The sequence below is a fragment of the Janibacter indicus genome (genome assembly GCF_900176385.1).
Classification (GTDB): domain Bacteria; phylum Actinomycetota; class Actinomycetes; order Actinomycetales; family Dermatophilaceae; genus Janibacter; species Janibacter indicus.
Genome location: NZ_FWXN01000004.1, coordinates 264,145 through 280,451, shown reverse-complemented (window position 1 = coordinate 280,451; position 16,307 = coordinate 264,145). Strand labels below are relative to the sequence as shown.

16 protein-coding genes and 1 riboswitch are annotated in these 16,307 nt (G+C 72.6%); of the genes, 6 read left to right on the top strand and 10 right to left on the bottom strand.

The annotated features are described in order from the left end of the window. Nucleotides 1-7: 7 nt before the first annotated feature. Both B9B60_RS06540 and B9B60_RS06535 read right to left on the bottom strand, forming a co-directional pair. Entirely contained in the window at nt 8-1,303 is a 1,296-nt protein-coding gene (locus B9B60_RS06540) for a CpaE/TadZ family protein (RefSeq protein ID WP_072625148.1), read from the bottom strand. Continuing rightward, on the bottom strand, nt 1,303-1,974 hold the full coding sequence (locus tag B9B60_RS06535; RefSeq protein WP_072625149.1) for a hypothetical protein: 672 nt from the start codon (nt 1,972-1,974) through the stop codon (nt 1,303-1,305). Before B9B60_RS06535 ends, B9B60_RS06540 begins: the two co-directional genes overlap by 1 nt. Nucleotides 1,975-2,095: 121 nt before the next feature. Between B9B60_RS06535 and B9B60_RS06530 the strand changes: the two genes are divergently transcribed. Continuing rightward, entirely contained in the window at nt 2,096-2,311 is a 216-nt protein-coding gene (locus tag B9B60_RS06530; protein ID WP_072625150.1) for a helix-turn-helix domain-containing protein, read from the top strand. A gap of 6 nt (nt 2,312-2,317) precedes the next feature. On the opposite strand, the gene B9B60_RS06525 is transcribed toward B9B60_RS06530, so the two are convergent. Beyond that, nucleotides 2,318-2,857 carry a hypothetical protein gene (locus B9B60_RS06525; protein ID WP_072625151.1) on the bottom strand — a complete coding sequence of 180 codons (540 nt, stop codon included), beginning with the start codon at nt 2,855-2,857 and terminating at the stop codon, nt 2,318-2,320. A gap of 118 nt (nt 2,858-2,975) precedes the next feature. Here B9B60_RS06525 and B9B60_RS06520 point away from each other — a divergent pair, with 118 nt between their 5' ends. Together B9B60_RS06520 and B9B60_RS06515 are read left to right on the top strand one after the other, a co-directional pair. After that, nucleotides 2,976-3,836: a LysM peptidoglycan-binding domain-containing protein gene (locus B9B60_RS06520; protein WP_072625152.1), complete on the top strand. Its 861-nt coding sequence runs from the start codon at nt 2,976-2,978 to the stop codon at nt 3,834-3,836. Next, nucleotides 3,833-4,369: an Rv3235 family protein gene (locus B9B60_RS06515; protein ID WP_072625153.1), complete on the top strand. Its 537-nt coding sequence runs from the start codon at nt 3,833-3,835 to the stop codon at nt 4,367-4,369. The genes B9B60_RS06520 and B9B60_RS06515 overlap by 4 nt, the downstream gene beginning before the upstream one ends. A 20-nt stretch (nt 4,370-4,389) precedes the next feature. Here B9B60_RS06515 and secA read toward each other — a convergent pair whose 3' ends face one another. Next, nucleotides 4,390-7,179, bottom strand: a complete 2,790-nt coding sequence (secA, locus tag B9B60_RS06510) for a preprotein translocase subunit SecA (RefSeq protein WP_084450365.1) — start codon at nt 7,177-7,179, stop codon at nt 4,390-4,392. 117 nt (nt 7,180-7,296) lie between these two features. Here secA and B9B60_RS06505 point away from each other — a divergent pair, with 117 nt between their 5' ends. After that, a complete protein-coding gene (locus tag B9B60_RS06505) occupies nt 7,297-7,503 on the top strand; it encodes a GNAT family protein (protein ID WP_084450364.1) in 207 nt (68 codons plus the stop codon). 80 nt (nt 7,504-7,583) lie between these two features. Here B9B60_RS06505 and B9B60_RS06500 read toward each other — a convergent pair whose 3' ends face one another. From B9B60_RS06500 to mtrA, 6 genes are all read right to left on the bottom strand, one after another. Next, nucleotides 7,584-8,774: a winged helix-turn-helix domain-containing protein gene (locus B9B60_RS06500; RefSeq protein ID WP_084450363.1), complete on the bottom strand. Its 1,191-nt coding sequence runs from the start codon at nt 8,772-8,774 to the stop codon at nt 7,584-7,586. Nucleotides 8,775-9,041: 267 nt separating this feature from the next. Further along, complete coding sequence (hpf, locus tag B9B60_RS06495; protein WP_072625157.1) at nt 9,042-9,722, bottom strand: ribosome hibernation-promoting factor, HPF/YfiA family; 681 nt, start codon at nt 9,720-9,722, stop codon at nt 9,042-9,044. A 177-nt stretch (nt 9,723-9,899) separates the two neighbouring features. Then, complete coding sequence (locus B9B60_RS06490) at nt 9,900-10,637, bottom strand: ComF family protein (protein ID WP_084450362.1); 738 nt, start codon at nt 10,635-10,637, stop codon at nt 9,900-9,902. A 97-nt stretch (nt 10,638-10,734) separates the two neighbouring features. Continuing rightward, complete coding sequence (locus tag B9B60_RS06485; protein ID WP_084450361.1) at nt 10,735-12,513, bottom strand: LpqB family beta-propeller domain-containing protein; 1,779 nt, start codon at nt 12,511-12,513, stop codon at nt 10,735-10,737. Beyond that, nucleotides 12,510-14,234, bottom strand: a complete 1,725-nt coding sequence (gene mtrB, locus B9B60_RS17680) for an MtrAB system histidine kinase MtrB (protein WP_084450360.1) — start codon at nt 14,232-14,234, stop codon at nt 12,510-12,512. The genes B9B60_RS06485 and mtrB overlap by 4 nt, the downstream gene beginning before the upstream one ends. A 2-nt stretch (nt 14,235-14,236) precedes the next feature. Then, entirely contained in the window at nt 14,237-14,914 is a 678-nt protein-coding gene (gene mtrA / locus B9B60_RS06475; protein WP_084450423.1) for an MtrAB system response regulator MtrA, read from the bottom strand. A 91-nt stretch (nt 14,915-15,005) separates the two neighbouring features. After that, nucleotides 15,006-15,072, top strand: a riboswitch (guanidine-III (ykkC-III) riboswitch). A 159-nt stretch (nt 15,073-15,231) separates the two neighbouring features. Between mtrA and B9B60_RS17770 the strand changes: the two genes are divergently transcribed. After that, nucleotides 15,232-15,432, top strand: a complete 201-nt coding sequence (locus B9B60_RS17770) for a DMT family transporter (RefSeq protein ID WP_327078575.1) — start codon at nt 15,232-15,234, stop codon at nt 15,430-15,432. A gap of 122 nt (nt 15,433-15,554) precedes the next feature. Then, entirely contained in the window at nt 15,555-16,283 is a 729-nt protein-coding gene (locus B9B60_RS06465) for an MsnO8 family LLM class oxidoreductase (protein ID WP_234993769.1), read from the top strand. Nucleotides 16,284-16,307: the final 24 nt, after the last annotated feature.

Genomic DNA, 16,307 nt, shown 5'->3' with positions numbered 1-16,307 from the left:
CTCGCCGTCACGCACGTCGCAGCAGTCGGCGGCGCCCTCGGACCTCGCCGACGGGTGCCGCGACGCCCGCGAGGTCGGCGGCCAGGGCGGCAATCGCCTGACGCAGGGGGCTGCCGGCCGCGGCCTCGGCGAGCGTCTGCCCGGCGAGCACCGCGGCGTCGACGCCGGCCTGATCGTCGGGCAGGAAGGTGATGTCCTCCAGCCCCGCGAAGCGGGCCATCGACTCGGCGACCCGACGGCGCGGGTCGGGCCCGACCGAGCCAGCGCGCAGCCGGTTGACGACGGGCCGTGGCGTCGGCGACGCCACCTGGCCGACCGCCTGGACCGCACGCACCATCCGCTGCAGCCCCACGGGGTCGGCAGCACCGACGAGCAGGAGCTCGTCGGCCGCATCGAGCGCGGTGAGCGTCGCCGCATTGCGTCGCGGCGCCGTCGTGTCGTAGCTCAGCTCCTCGTCGTCCTCGATGCCGAAGCCGCAGTCGAGGACGACGAAGGCCGCGAGCGAGCGGCACAGGTCGATGACCTGCTCGACGGCGGAGCTGCGCACCTCGGTCCACCGGGTCGGCGTCGGGATGCCGGTGACGACGCGGAAGCGGGGTGCGACCTCGACGGCCAGCCGCGCCAGCGAGGCCAGGTCGAGGGTGCCCAGCTCGGACGCGCGGGCCGCGGCCGCGATGCCGGGGGCCTCGTCGAGGACGCTCAGCAGCTGGGCGACGGACGCGCCGTAGGTGTCGAGGTCGACGAGCACGACGGGCTGGCCGAGACCCGCGAGCTCGCTCGCGAGGTTGACCGCGAGGGTGCTGCGGCCGGGCGCTCCGGTGGGGCCCCACACGGCGACCACCCGCCCACGCTGCGGCTCGGGCGTCTCGTCGGTGACGGGGACGATGGGCGCGGTCGGCGGGTCCTCCCCCGGCAGCGGCTCCCCCGCCCCCGTGACGAAGGGGGCGGACGCTGCGGTCGTCGAGGTGAGGACGTCGACGAGTTCCTCCCGGGGCGTGCCCGTGTGGACGTGGCGCTCGACGCCCAGCTGACGCAGGTGCCGCTCCTGGGCCTCCTGGCCGTCACGGCTGGCCCCGACGACCGCGACCCCGTGGGCGCGCAGGTGCGCGAGGGCGTCCCGGTCGAGCCCGCGCAGGTCGGCGGAGACGAGGGCGACGTCGCCGAGACCGGCGGACGCGGCGGCGAGCAGGTCGGCGAGGTCGACGCAGCGTCGGCCGACGGTGACGCCGGGCAGCTGGTCGACGACCTGGACCATGCTGCCCTCCCAGTCGTGGCCGAGGGCGGTGAGGACGGTGGTCGCCATCAGTCCTGGCTCTCCGGGCTGCCGGACTCGATGGCCAGCCGGATCGGGGTCTCGGCGGTGTCGAGGGTGAGCAGCTCGGGCACCCGGTCCTTGGGGACGACGATGATCACCGACGTCCGGCTGCTCGACCCCATGACCCCGCCGCCGCGTGGCAGGGAGTGGACCGTGGCCCGGCTGATGAACTCCTCGTACTGAGGCTCGTCGCCGGCGGGGGCGCCGTCCGCCCCCTTCGTCGGGGGTGCGGCCGTGAAGACGGTGACCCGCGAGCCCTTGACGAGGTTGCTCGTGTAGGCGGGGTCGACGTGCACGGCGACGCGCTGGACGTCGAGGTCGACGGGGTTGACGACCGCAGCGCGTGGCACGAGCTCGCCGGGGCGGACCTCGCGGTCGATGACGGCGCCGTTGGGCAGGCGCTCGTTGGACATGAGGTAGTCGCCCTGGGCGTCGCCGAGCTGGACGTCGACCCGCTCGAGGTCGCTCGTCTCGATCGTCTCGCCGGGGGTGAGCTGCTCGGAGGCGACCCACATGCCGACACGGTCGTCCGCGGCCCGCATCGCCAGCGCGCCGATGATGATCGACAGCAGGACCAGCAGGACCCCGACGAGCAGCCGGGTGTCCTTCCACGAGGGCTTGGTCAGGCGGCGGGCAGCGGGTGTGGGCAGGTCGCTCACGGCGGTCCTTCGAGGGTCGGGTGCGGCTGACCTGCATCATGCCCCGCGCGGGGCGACCGCGCGCGTCGTCTGTCCACAGGGCCTGCTCGGGAGCACGGCCTCCCGGTGGCAGACTGGCCCCATGCCGCGCAAGTTCGTCCCGCTCACCGAGGTCTCCGAGGTCCTCGGCGTCTCCGCCGCGCAGGCCTATGCCCTCGTCCGCAGCGGCGACCTGCCGGCGATCAAGGTCGGCGGTCGTGGCCAGTGGCGGGTCGAGGTCGACGAGCTCGACGCCTACATCGAGCGCATGTACGCCCAGACCCGCGAGTTCGTCGCCAAGGGCGGCCGCGAGGAGTGACCCGGCTCAGGCCGAGCCGACGACCGCAACCGCGGCGAAGGGGATGACCCGCTCGCCCAGCAGGTGCTCGGCCCGGCGGGGGCTGTCCAGCGGGTGCTCGGCGATGTCGAAGGCATCGGCACCGACGGCGTCGATCGTGCCGTGCACCGACCCGCCGTCGACGTCCACGACGACGACGGCCCGGCGGTCGCGGCTGATGCCGCGCAGGGCCGAGCCGATGCCGAAGCGGCGCGCCCTGGTGTCGTCGCGCGGGCGCCCCAGGCCCGAGATGCCGAGCACGGCAGCGGTCGCGACGAGCGACTGACGACCGGTGGGTTCGACGAGCAGCAGCCAGCCGTCACCACTGTCCTCGAGGACACCGCGCACGACGGTGGCACCCCGCAGCCGGACGACGAGCGCCGAGCCGGTGGCGCCGACGACCCGCTCCCCCAGCGTGATCTTGGAGCGCTCGGTGCGGGTGCGCTCGGCCACCTCGGCGTCGAGCTCAAGCCGTGCGCGGGCAGCCAGCTGCGCCTCGAGGTCGTCGAAGAGCCGGTCCCAGCGCACCGGCCCAATGTAGACCCTGTTGCCAACCTTCGTTTGACGTGGTTTGCTGTCAATCAACACCAAACGACATCGAATGATGCGTTTCGACATCAGACGAGCACGAGCGAAGGGGGACCCGGTGGCAGCAGGTCGAGCAGTCCGGGCACGCGAGGCACTCCTCGCCCTCGGCATCGGGTGCGCCCTGCCGGGAGGCGTGGCCCTCACTGCCGCGACCGCCACGGGCGCGCAGCGGCTGCTCGCGACGGCGGGCGCCCCCGGCGGTGACCCCGCCGCCGCGATCACCGGGCTCGCCGCCCTCGTGGCCGCCGGCATCGCCGGGTGGCTCACCCTCTCCCTCGCCCTCGTCCTGCTCGCCCGGCTGCCCGGGCGACTGGGGGCGCTCTCCCGCCGGGCACGCGACCGGGTCACCCCGGCGATCGTGCGCCGGTGGGCCGCGATCGTCCTGGGGGCCTCCGTCACGGCCTCGGTCCTGCCCGGCACCGCCGTGGCCGCGGTCCGGGTCGTCGACGCCAGCGAGCCCCCCGCGCCGGGGTGGCGCCCATCCCCCGGCGCGGGTGACGCCCCGTCCCCGAGCACCCGAGCCGAGAGCGCACCTGCTCCAGGGTGGCTCCCCAGCCCGACCACCTCAACCGGTGCCGGTCCGCGCGTGGCCGTGACACCCCCTTCGCCCGGGTGGACGCCGAGCCGGCCGCGCGCCCGACAGCGCACCGACCCGACGCTGCTCACCGGCCGCCAGCGCCCCAGCTCGACCCGCGAGGTCGTCGTGCGCCGCGGCGAAACGCTGTGGTCGATCGCCGCCACGCACCTGGGCCCGGGCGCGACCGACGCCGAGGTCGCCGCCGCCTGGCCGCGGTGGCACGCCGCCAACTCCGCCGTGATCGGACCCGACCCGCACCACCTGCTTCCGGGCACCCGCCTGACGCCACCCAGCCACGACCACGACCCGGGCACCGTCCCGGCCACGAGGGGGACCCCATGACCAGCACCGCACCCAGCGCCCCGCTGCGCGTCCTGCCAGCACCCCGGATCAGCCCGCCGGGAGTGCCGCTGCCCACCCACGCCGAGGGCGCCGCCGAGCAGGCGGGTCGGGCCACGCCCTACGTCCAGGACGCCCTGGCCGTCGACTTCGCCGCGGCGAGCGACGAGCAGATCTTCGGGCAGCAGGCCACCCGGGCCCGCGACCTGCCCGACCCACGCCAGTGGGCGGCACACATCGCCCAGGGGCTCGTCGAGGTCATGCACGGGGTCCGGCCGCCGAGCCAGGTGATGCGCTGGACGAGCCCAGAGGTCTACGCCGTCGTGGCCCGTCGCGGCTCACGCGCCGGCCGTCGTCGCACCTCGACCGGCGCGGCACACCGCACCCGGGTGCTGCGCGTCCACCTGTGCGAGCCGGCCGACGACATCGTCGAGGCCTCGGTCGTCCTCGTCGACGGCGGCCGGGTGCGCGCCCTGGCCCTGCGGCTGGCCGGGCGCGACCACCGCTGGGTCGTCCAGGCGCTGCAGGTCGGCTGAGTCGCCGGCGGCGACCGCGGTCAGCGGCCCTTCTTGGCCGCCTTCTTCGCCTTCTTGGCCGCGGCCCGACGCTCCGAGCGGGACCCACCGGAGGCGGACCCCCCTTCGTCGTGCTCCTCGACCCCGCCGTCCTCCGACGGCGCGGAGTAGTGCAGGTTGCGCTGACGGGGGCCGTCCTCGAGGCCCTTGGCGGTGACCTGCGGGCGAGCGGCCGGCTCACCGTCGGCGTCACCAAACATCTCGGCGGCGCTGCGGGGCTGGGTCGAGGACTGCGGCACCTCGGGCACCTGGACCTCGCTGTTGAAGAGGTAGGCGACCGACTCCTCCTTGATCGCCTCGTTCATCGCCTCGAAGAGCTGGAAGCCCTCGCGCTGGTACTCGACGAGCGGGTCGCGCTGGGCCATCGCACGCAGGCCGATGCCCTCCTTGAGGTAGTCCATCTCGTAGAGGTGCTCGCGCCACTTGCGGTCCAGGACCGAGAGCACGACGCGACGCTCGAGCTCGCGCGCGACCGGCTCGCCGAGCTCGGCCTCGCGGCGGTCGTAGGCCTCGTGGATGTCGGTGACGATCTCCTCGCGCAGGCTCGCGGCGGTCAGTCCGGCGCGGGAGCCGGCACCGTCGATGAGCTGCTCGGGCGTGACCGTCGCCGGGTAGATCGCCTTGAGGGCGGTGAAGAGACGGTCGAGGTCCCAGTCCTCGGAAAATCCGCCGGCCGTCTCGGCGTCGACGTAGCCGCTGACGACATCGGTCATGAAGAGGCGGATCTGCTCCTCGAGGTCCTCGCCCTTGAGCACCCGACGCCGCTCGTCGTAGACGACGGTGCGCTGGCGGTTGAGGACGTCGTCGTACTTGAGGACGTTCTTGCGGGTCTCGTAGTTCTGACCCTCGAGCTGGCTCTGCGCGCCCTCGATCGACTTGGTGAGCATCTTGCCGGCGATCGGCGTCTCGTCGTCGATCTTGGCCGTCTGCATGACCCGGTCGACGAAGCCGGCGTTGAACAGGCGCATCAGGCTGTCCTCGAGGGAGAGGTAGAAGCGCGACTCCCCCGGGTCACCCTGACGACCGGAACGACCGCGCAGCTGGTTGTCGATGCGGCGCGACTCGTGCCGCTCGGTGCCCAGGACGTAGAGACCACCGAGCTCGGTGACCTCCTCGTGCTCGGCCTCGACCGCCTTCTCGGCGGCGGCGAGCGCGTCGTCCCACGCCGCCTCGTACTCCTCCGGCGTCTCCTCCGGGTCGAGCCCGCGCTTCTTCAGCTCGGCGACGGCACGGAACTCGGGGTTGCCACCGAGCATGATGTCGGTGCCTCGACCGGCCATGTTGGTCGCGACGGTGACGGCGCCCTTGCGGCCGGCGTCGGCGACGATCGCGGCCTCGCTCTCGTGGTGCTTGGCGTTGAGCACCGCGTGCGTGATCTTGCGCTTGCGCAGCTCCTGCGAGAGGTACTCGCTCTTCTCGACGCTCGTCGTGCCGACGAGCACCGGCTGGCCGGTCTCGTGGCGCTCGGCGATGTCGTCGACGACGGCGTTGAACTTCGCCTGCTCGGTCCGGTAGACGAGATCGGCCTGGTCCTTGCGGATCATCGGCTTGTTGGTGCGGATCGGGACGACGCCGAGGTTGTAGATCGAGTTGAGCTCGCCCGCCTCGGTCTGGGCGGTACCCGTCATGCCCGAGAGGGTGTCGTACATGCGGAAGTAGTTCTGCAGGGTGATCGTCGCCAGGGTCTGGTTCTCGTTCTTGATCTCCACACCCTCCTTGGCCTCGATCGCCTGGTGCATGCCCTCGTTGTAGCGGCGGCCCGCGAGCATGCGGCCGGTGTGCTCGTCGACGATGAGGACCTCGCCGTTGATCACGACGTAGTCCTTGTCGCGGGTGAAGAGCTCCTTGGCCTTGATCGCGTTGTTGAGGTAGCCGATGAGCGGGGTGTTGACGCTCTCGTAGAGGTTGTCGATGCCGAGCAGGTCCTCGATCTTCTCGATGCCGGGCTCGAGGATGCCGACGGTGCGCTTCTTCTCGTCGACCTCGTAGTCGCCCTCGGCCTCGATGCCGCGCATGAGGTCGGCGCCGTGGCCGCGCTCGAGCTTGCGGACCATCTTGGCGAACTCGACGTACCACTTGGTGGGCTGGTCGGCGGGGCCGGAGATGATGAGCGGCGTGCGGGCCTCGTCGATGAGGATCGAGTCGACCTCGTCGACGATGGCGAAGTTGTGGCCGCGCTGGACGAGCTCGTCGGTGTTCCACGCCATGTTGTCGCGCAGGTAGTCGAAGCCGAACTCGTTGTTGGTGCCGTAGGTGATGTCCTTGGCGTACTCGGCACGGCGCTGCTCGGGGTTCATCGAGCCGAGGATCACGCCCGTCTCCAGACCCAGCGCACGGTGGACACGCCCCATGAGCTCGGCCTGGTACTCGGCGAGGTAGTCGTTGACCGTGACGACGTGCACGCCCTTGCCCTCGATGGCGTTGAGGTACGAAGGGAGGGTCGCGACGAGGGTCTTGCCCTCACCGGTCTTCATCTCGGCGACGTTGCCCTGGTGCAGCGCCGCGCCACCCATGATCTGCACGTCGAAGTGCCGCTTGCCGATCGTGCGGCGGCTGGCCTCACGGACCGCCGCGAAGGCCTCAGGAAGGATGTCGTCGAGCGTCTCGCCGTCCTTCAGGCGCTTGCGGAAGACATCGGTCTCCGCCCGCAGCTCGGCATCGGTCAGCTTTTCGAAGTCCTCCTCGATGGCGTTGACCTGGGCGGCGATGCCTTCGAGCCGCTTGACGGTGCGGCCCTCTCCGGCGCGGAGGATGCGCTCGACGATCTTCACGAACCTGAACTCCTGACGTGGTCGATCCGGGCACGGCACAGCGTCGCCGACCCAGAGCAGTCTGACCACAGGCTAATCGTTTGCGGGCCCGGTGACCGACCGGGCACTCTGACCCGGGTGAACGAGCACCCCGCCGACGAGGTTCCGCACGGCCAGTTCCCCGGCATCGTGCCGGTCCTCGCGGACGGTCACGTGCGGCTGCGGGCGATGACCGGTGCCGACCTCCCCTTCGTCGGGGTCGTGGACCTGCGCCCCGGCGAGCGGGAGGGGCTGCCGTGGGAGATCGGCTTCGCCCTGCACCCGGCGGCACGTGGACGCGGTTGAGGCCGCCGAGGCACCCGACGGATCCGTGGGGCCGGCGATCCACTGGGAACGCCTGGCGTGACCGACGCCGCCGGGTCGGCTCAGGCGCCGACGACCTCGCCCAGCCCCAGCCAGGTCGCCATCTGACCCATCTCCTCGGCGAGCTCGCGCCGGTCGTCGGCTCCCCCACGGCCGGGCTCCCACGAGATCTGGCGGGCCAGCAGCGCCCCGCCGGTGCGGTCGGCCTTGAGGTCGACCCGACCGACGAGTTCGTCGCCGAGGAGGAAGGGCAGCACGTAGTAGCCGTGGACCCGTTGCTCGGCCGGCGTGTAGATCTCGATCCGGTAGTGGAAGTCGAAGATCCGCTCCACCCGCGGCCGGCACCACACGAGGCTGTCGAAGGGGGACAGCAGCGCCCGGGCTTGCACGGCCCGGGGCCGACGCGCCTCGGCGTGCAGCCAGGCCGGCTCGGCCCACCCTCGGACGTCGACCGGTTCGAGCTCACCCGCGGCGACGAGCCGCTCGATCGCCGGACGCACGTGGACCCGCTTGAGCCGAAAGTAGTCGGCGAGGTCGGCCTCGGCCGCCACACCCATGGCACGCGCGGAGATGCGCACGAGCTCGGTGTAGGCCTCGTCGGCCGCGGGCCGCGCGGCGGGGTCGAGCCAGAGTGGCGCGTGGGCGGGCGGCACGACGCGCTCGAGGGCGGCATAGCGTCGCTCGAACTGCGAGGTCCGCCCGGCAGAGCTGATCTCGCCCGCCCAGAAGAGGTGCTCGAGGGCGTGCTTGACCTGCGACCAGTTCCAGCCCCAGTGCTCCTTGTCGCCCGTGCGCTCGTGTCCCAGCGCGGCCTCGATCTCCCGGGCCGTGCGCGGACGGCCGGCGCGGACCTCGGCGAGCACGGCCGAGACGACATCGGGCTGGTCGCGCGCGACCGCCTGCATGCCGCCCCACGACTCCTCCCTGGCCCGGCGCATCCGTGGGTGCTCCATGAGGGGCCAGGTGCTCGGCGGCAGCAGGCTGGCCTCGTGGGCCCAGTACTCGACGAGCCGCCGCGGCGCCCGGTCGCGCATGCGGTCGAGCAGGGCGGTGTCGTAGGGGCCGACGCGGGAGAAGACGGGCAGGTAGTGGCTGCGCGCGAGCACGTTGACGCTGTCGATCTGGATGAGCCCGACGGTGTCGACCACCCGCTGCAGGTCCCGCGTCGTCGGCTCCCGCTCCGGCCGCGGACGAGCCAGCCCCTGGGCGGCCAGGGCGATGCGACGAGCAGCGGCCGGGGTCAGTGTGCGCACGAGCCCAGACTGCCCCACCCCACCGACAACCGCGCTCGCTCGGCTGGCACGATCCGCGGGACGAGCTGGCGCGGGACGAGTCGAAGGGGGCCCGCCTCGCCCGTCACAAGCGCGGGCGAGGGCTCGGGGCGGCCCGACTCATGGAAAAGTCCGGACTGCCTGCTCGACGTGAGGTCGAAGACCAAGCGGTCCGGACTTTTCCTTAGGGCCGTCCGAGCCTTCGTCCGCGCCACCCGACCACGCGGGTCGTGCCGGACGAAGAGAGGCTCAGCGGACGGAGACGGGCTCGTCGACGCGGGTGCCGTTGACCGCGGCCCCGTCGACGGAGGTGCCGTTGACGGCGTCCTGGACGTCGAGGTGGATCACGCCGTAGGACCAGCCGCGCCGGCGGTAGACGACACTCGGCCGGTCGTTGTCGGAGTCGTGGAAGAGGAAGAAGTCGTGGCCGACGAGCTCCATGCGACGCACGGCCTCGGCGAGGGTCATCGGCGCCGACTCGTGGACCTTTTCGCGGACCTCGATCGGGCTGTCGCCGATCGTGCCGAACTGGTCGGGGGTCTCCTCGTCCTCGGTCGGCAGGTCGGTCTGCAGGGGCTCGGTGAGGTCGGCCGTCGCGGCGGCCACCGACGTGCGACGGCGGCCCCGCAGGACGTGCCGCTTGTCGTGGGCGCGGCGCAGGCGCTCGAGCAGCTTGTCGACGGCGAGGTCCACGGCCGCCTGACGGTCGTCGTGGCAGGCCTCGGCGCGGATGACCGGCCCCTTGGACCGGCAGGTGATCTCGACGCGCTCGCTGACCTTGGACTGCCGGGGGTTGGGCTCGTGACTCACCATGACCTCGATCCGCTGCACGCGGGGATCGAGCTGCGGCACCTTCGACAGCTTGCTGTCGAGGTAGTCACGCAGTCGGTCGGAGACGGTGACATGGCGTCCGGTGATGGCAATTTCCACGGAGTCCTCCTGGGGACGTCGGGTGGTGCTTGGGGTAAGCGCCTGGCGAGGGCCTCACAGCCGGGGCACCACCTCCCGTCGGGGCCCGGGGTCGTCCTCGGGCCGCCGCCCGAGGACGCGGAAGGCCCCTGCGTCTCTCCGGCCGTGCCGGTCGAACGAGGGACCCATGACGACACGTTAGTCCGAGCGCGGATGGAAAGATAGGTGAACGGCCGATGACCTGCGCGGGGTCACCATCGCGACGGCCAGGCGCACGTCGGCCGCCCCCGCGGCGAGCAGCGCGCGGTGCGCCTCGGCGAGCGTGGCACCGGAGGTCAGCACGTCGTCGACGACGAGGACGTGCCGACCGCGGACCCGGCGGGGGTCGGTCACCCGCATCGCCCCGTGGAGGTTGGCCCGCCGCGACGCCTGGTCGAGACCGGCCTGGTCGGCGGTGCGCCGGATCGTCGTCAGCGCCGTCGACACCTGCACGGTGGGCCCCACGACGCGGGCCGCCCGGCGGGCGAGCAGGAGCATGGGTTGATCTCCTCGTCGGCGGATCGCCGCCCGCGAGGAGGGCACGGGGACCAGGAGCACCGGCAGCCCTGCGGGCGGGGAGGTCGTGGCCAGCGCCCGGGCCACGGCATCGGCGAGCAGGCGGCCCATGGGTGCAGCCAGATCTCGCCGCCCCTCGTCCTTGAAGGCCGTCGCCAGCCGCGCGGCGACCCCGTCGTAGCGCAGCGTGCCGTGACACCCCGGCCAGCCGGCCGGGACGGGACGTGGCGCCAGGGGGCCGAGGTCGTCGAGGGCCAGGTCGGCCAGCTCGAGACGGCACCCGGGGCACAGGCCGACGTCGGGCGCACCACAGCCCGCGCACGTGCGGGACAGCACGAGGTCGACCGCCGCGCGCAGCACCCCACCGATCGCAGATCCCACGACGGCAGTCTTGCTCCGTCGTACGCCGGCGGTCGTCGGTGGTGACCTCCTGTGGACGGCGCGGGTCACTCCCTTCGGGCTGTGGACGAAGGGAGGGTCACACGCCTCCCGCAGCCACACCGGTGAGGGCGGGCAAGGACTGCCACCGCCCACCCGAGCGCTGGAACACCTTGTTCCCCTCGGTGATGAGCACGATGTCGCGCTCGTCGCCGGTGGTCGTGATCCGCGCGGCGCCGGGTCGCTCGGCCACCTCGTCGACCGTCCCCCCGACGTGGACGAGATAGGGCTGGAGCACCGACTGCTTGTCGCGCCGACCTATGACGGCCAGCGTCGTCGGGTCAACCCACACGGCATCGACCATCTCGACCAGCTGGGCGCCGACACGGAAGGTCTGCGGCGAGGTCTTGAGCGGCAGGCCGTTGGCCCGACGCACCACGCCGGCCACCTCGAGGGTGCTGCCGGTGCCCAGCGACTCCTCGGAGATCACCGCGATCCGGCTGCCCTCCGGTGACACGACGGCCGCGCGCACGAAGCGCCGACCCAGCCACGGGGTGGGGACGTGCTTGGGCGCCGAGGCCGAGGTGTCGTCGGTGTCGGCGGTGGCGTTGACGGCCCAGAGCCGGTGTCCCGTCTCGCGGCCCAGCCCCGAGCCGCCGACCCACAGCACCCCGAAGTAGTCGTAGCAGGGGCGGGTCATGTCGGCGGCGAAGGTCGGCACCGCGACGTGGGTGCCGTTGTCGCGGTATCGGGTCAGCTCGCGCCGGGTGCGGTCGAGCACGCCCAGCTCCTGACCGTCGAGGCGCGCACCCATGATCCGGGAGCCGTCAGGGATCGGCTCGAACTTCGTCGCGGCGGTGCGCATGTGCTGCTCGGAGACCGCGGACAGCCGGTCGCCGACCTTGACGACCTTGTCCTCGGCCCGGGCGAAGACCGACGGGGTGCCCGTCTGCGTGCGGTCGACGAAGCCGAGCTGCTCGGGCGTCGTCAGCGGTGCGTCGATCCCCAGCTCAAGGGCGTTGCCCGAGAGGGTGATGCTCACCTCGGTCGCCTGCGGCACGGACATCAGGGTGGCCACGAGCTGGGCCGCGAGCTTCTTGCGGGTCGTCGTGTCGTCGGCGACGGACTCGACGTCGAGGTCGACGCGGGCGACCCCGTCGCGCACCGGGACGGCGTCGACGACCAGTCGCGCGCCGTTGTCCGTGGAGACCGCGTCCTCGAGATAGTCGGGCACGCGCCCCAGCTGCGCCCGCACGAGTCGGGTCGCCAGCTGGTCCTGGGGGAACCACCGCTGGTCGACGACGAGGGTGTTCCACCCGATCGCCGGGTAGTGCACCGGGAAGTCGCGGAAGATGTAGCCGACCTCCTGGTCCTGCAGCAGGCGCCCGAACCCGTCCTCGAGCTTGTCGATGCGCCACTCGCCCTCGACCTGGGTCATCTCGAAGTCGAAGACCTCCCACAGGTTGGGCGGCGCGACGGTGTAACGGCCCTCGGTGTCGATGATCGCCGCGACATGGACCTTGATCCGGTAGGCATTGCGGCGTCCCTTGATGGGCCGCACCTCCGGCTCGCCGTCGTCGTAGATCACCGTCTGGCTGTCGGGGAGCCAGCCGCGGGCCATGGCGTCGGTGAGGTAGGAGCGGGTGATGTCGAGCCGCTCGCCGCTCGTGGCCCCGGCATGGAGGAAGCCGAGGATGATCTCGTCGGCGCTGGCGCCCTCCTCCGGGCGGTTGGGGATGCGGTTGAGGGGCACGGGCGGCTCACCGTCGACCTCGAGACCCGGGCGGATCGTCGAGTCGGTGCCGAGCCCGCAACCGGCCAGGGCGCCGGCCGCCGCGATCCCGAGGAAGCCCCGGCGGGACAGGTCGCCGGGGCTCATGCCTCGTCCCGGGGCAGGTCGCCCTCACGCGGGGTGAGCGGCAGCGGCGAGGAGGCCAACTGGCCACCTGCGGTGCGGGGCACGGTGAGCCGGAACCGCGACCCCTCCCCCGGCTCGCCCCACGCCTGCAGCCAGCCGTGGTGGAGCCGCGCGTCCTCGATGGCGATCGCCAGCCCGAGGCCGGACCCGCCCGTGGTCCGGGTGCGGGCCGGGTCGGCCCGCCAGAAGCGGTTGAAGACGAGGGAGGCCTCGCCGGCCTTGAGCCCGACTCCGTGGTCGACGACCAGCACGGCCGCGGCATCGTCGTCGGCGGCCACCCAGACGTCGACCGGACGGCCTTCGCCGTGCTCGATGGCGTTGACGACGAGGTTGCGCAGGACCCGCTCGATGCGCCGGGAGTCCACTTCGGCGACGGCGCTCTGGCCCGGCTGGCGGTGGATGGTGACCTCGCTGCCCCGCGTGTCGGCGATCGACGCCGTGGAGTCGACGACCCGGTCGACGATGGCGAAGAGGTCGACGGGGTCCTGCTCGAGGACGGCCGCACCCGCGTCGTAGCGGCTGATCTCGAGCAGGTCGGCGAGCAGCTCCTCGAAGCGGTCGAGCTCGTCGTGGAGCAGCTCGGCCGACCGGCCGGCGACCGGGTCCATCTCGTCGCGCGAGGAGTGCAGCAGGTCGGCCGCCATGCGGATCGTCGTCAGCGGCGTGCGCAGCTCGTGGGAGACGTCCGAGACGAAGCGCTGCTGCACCCTCGACAGCCCCTCGAGCTGGCGGATCTGGGTCTGCAGGTTGTCGGCCATGTCGTTGAAGGACTGCCCGAGCAGGGCGAGGTCGTCGTGCCCGCGCGCTGACATGCGCTCGTTGAGGTGCCCGGAGGAGAGCCGCTCGGCGGCGGCCGCGGCCCGACGGACGGGGGTGACGATCATGCTCGTCACGATGTAGGCGATGGCGGAGACGAGCGCGATGAGGAAGAGCGCACCGAGGATGAAGGAGCGCGAGATCGTGTCGAGGGTCGCCTCCTCCTGGTCCATGGGGTAGATCAGGTAGATGTCGTAGGTGCCGGCGCTCGGCAGCTCGACCTGCGACCCGACGACGACGGCCGGCACGGTGTCGGCCGTGGTGGCCGTGCCGGGCAGGTCGGAGCCGACGTCGTCGTGCGTCGGTCGCGCCAGCTCGATCGTCGTCGTCGACTGCCTCGTCGGGTCGGCCGAGACCGACTGGCGCAGCGAGCTCGGGACCGCCTCGAGGCTGACGTCGTCCGACTCCTCGGAGGGGATGCGCACGTCGGTCGTGTTGTTGAGGCTGCGGGTGAAGACGACGTAGCGGCTGTCGTCGCCGGCCGGCGCCTTGAGCGTGCTGTTGACGACGGTGTTGGCGAAGACCGACAGCTCGCCGGCCGCCGCGGCGCCGGTGTAGCTGTTGAAGCGGGCCTGGGCATCGTTGGTCAGGTCACGCGACTCGGCCTGGGCGCGGTTGATCCGGTCGTCGATCAGCCCGTCGGCGATCGAGCGGTACATCGTCAGGCTGATGATCGAGACGACGACGAGGCCGAGGATCAGGGTGCTCGTCACGACCCGGAAGCGCAGCGAGCGCCGCCAGTGCCCCACGAGCTGCTTGACCTGCCGCACGAGCCAGCCGTCGGTGGGCTGCTCGGGCTCGGCCGGCTGCCCGGCGCGCGCCGCGTCCGGGGCCCCGGCCTCCTCGGTGTCGAGGGCCGAGGTCATCGTCAGGACGGCCCTGCCTTGTACCCGACCCCGCGGACGGTGACGACGATCTGGGGGTTCTCCGGGTCGTGCTCGATCTTCGAGCGCAGCCGCTGGACGTGCACGTTGACCAGGCGGGTGTCACCGGCGTGGCGGTAGCCCCAGACCTGCTCGAGGAGCACCTCGCGGCTGAAGACCTGCCACGGCTTGCGGGCGAGCGCGACGAGGAGGTCGAACTCGAGAGGGGTCAGGCCGAGCGACTGGTCGCCACGCTTGACCGAGTGACCGGCGACGTCGATCGTCAGGTCGCCGATCGTCAGCCGCTCGGGCTCGGGCTCGTCGCCACGGCGCAGCCGCGCGCGCAGGCGGGCGATGAGCTCCTGCGGCTTGAAGGGCTTGACGATGTAGTCGTCGGCGCCGGACTCGAGACCGACGACGACGTCGACGGTGTCGGTGCGGGCGGTGAGCATGACGATCGGCACCCCGGACTCCTGCCGCAGCCGGCGGCAGATCTCGATGCCGTCCATGCCGGGCAGCATGACGTCGAGGAGCACGAGGTCGGGTCGCGACTCGTGGAAGGCGTCGATCGCCCTCGCACCGTCGCCCACGTGCGCGACGTCGAGGCCCTCCTTGCGCAGGACGATCCCGAGCATCTCGGCCAGCGCCTGGTCGTCGTCGACGACGAGGACACGTCCCTTCACGGTCTTGCCTTCCCACGGGGTGTGCAGCTGCCTGCTCATCATCACACAGGGGCCCGGCCGGCCCCGTGAGCCACGGCCGGTAGCCTCGGACCAGAGGTCCGGCGATCGGGCCTGCGGACGACGGAGCCGTACCCGCACCACGACACGACGAACTCATCGAGGAGTTGTCATGTCCTGGCTCGTGCTCGTCGTCTCGGGGATGCTCGAGGCCGTCTGGGCGGCGGCGCTGTCCGCGTCCCACGGCTTCACCCGCCTGCGTCCCACCCTGCTCTTCCCTCGTCGCCCTCGCCCTGAGCATGGGCGGCCTCGCCTTGGCCGTGCGCACCATCCCCATCGGCACCGGCTATGCCGTGTGGACCGGGGTCGGGGCCGCCCTCACGGTCACCTGGGCGATGGTCACAGGAGCCGAGACCTTCACCCCGCTCAAGGCCCTGCTGCTGATGGGCATCGTCGGCGCGGTCATCGGGCTGAAGCTGCTCCCTTCGCCCTCCGATGCCCACGACACCGGGCCAGCCTAGGCTCGATGGGTGACCACCCGGCCCGTCCCGATCAGCCTGCTCGACCGCTCACGCACCCGGGCGGGGGAGCCGACCGCCCTCGCGCTGCACGACACCGTGGAGCGCGCCCGCCGGGCGGGGTCATGCTGCCCAACCACCGGCCGATCGTCGTGGCCGAGCAGGCGAAGATGCTCGCCGCCCTCCACCCCGGCCGCGTCGACCTCGGGGTCGGGCGGTCGCTCGGCTTCACCGCGCCGGTCCGGGACGCGCTCGGCGTGCACGACTACGGCCCGGACGACTTCGCGGGCGACGTCAGCGCCCTGGCCGACCTGCTGGCCGATGCCGGTCCCGTCACCGCGATGCCGAAGGGGGTGCCCGCTCCCCCGCTCTTCGTCCTCGCGACCGGGTCGGGTCTGGCCGTCGCGGCGCGGCTGGGGCTGCCGGTGGTCGTCGGTGGGCCGCTGGTTCACGGTGATCTGACGCCGTTGGCGGACTACCGCGCCGCCTTCCGCCCGCGCCACCCCGACGACGCGCCGCGGGTGCTCGTCAGCGTCGACGTGCTGGTCGCCGACGCACCCGCACGCGCCCGCGACCTCGTGCTGCCCGAGGCCTGGGCCATGGTGGAGTCGCGCACGACCGGGGCCTTCCCTCCCCTTCGTCCGGAGCCTGCGCTGCGCCTCACCGCCCGCCAGCAGGAGCAGGTCGAGCGGCACCTCGACCAGGCGGTCCACGGCACCGCCGGCGACGTCGCCGAGCAGCTCACCGCGATCGTCGAGCGCACCGGCGCCGACGAGGTCCTCGCCTTCTCCTCCACCTACGACCGCGCCGCCCTGCGCGACAGCGACGCCGCCCTCGCCACGCTCCACCCCTGACCGACCGGGGGCCTGCGACGCTCC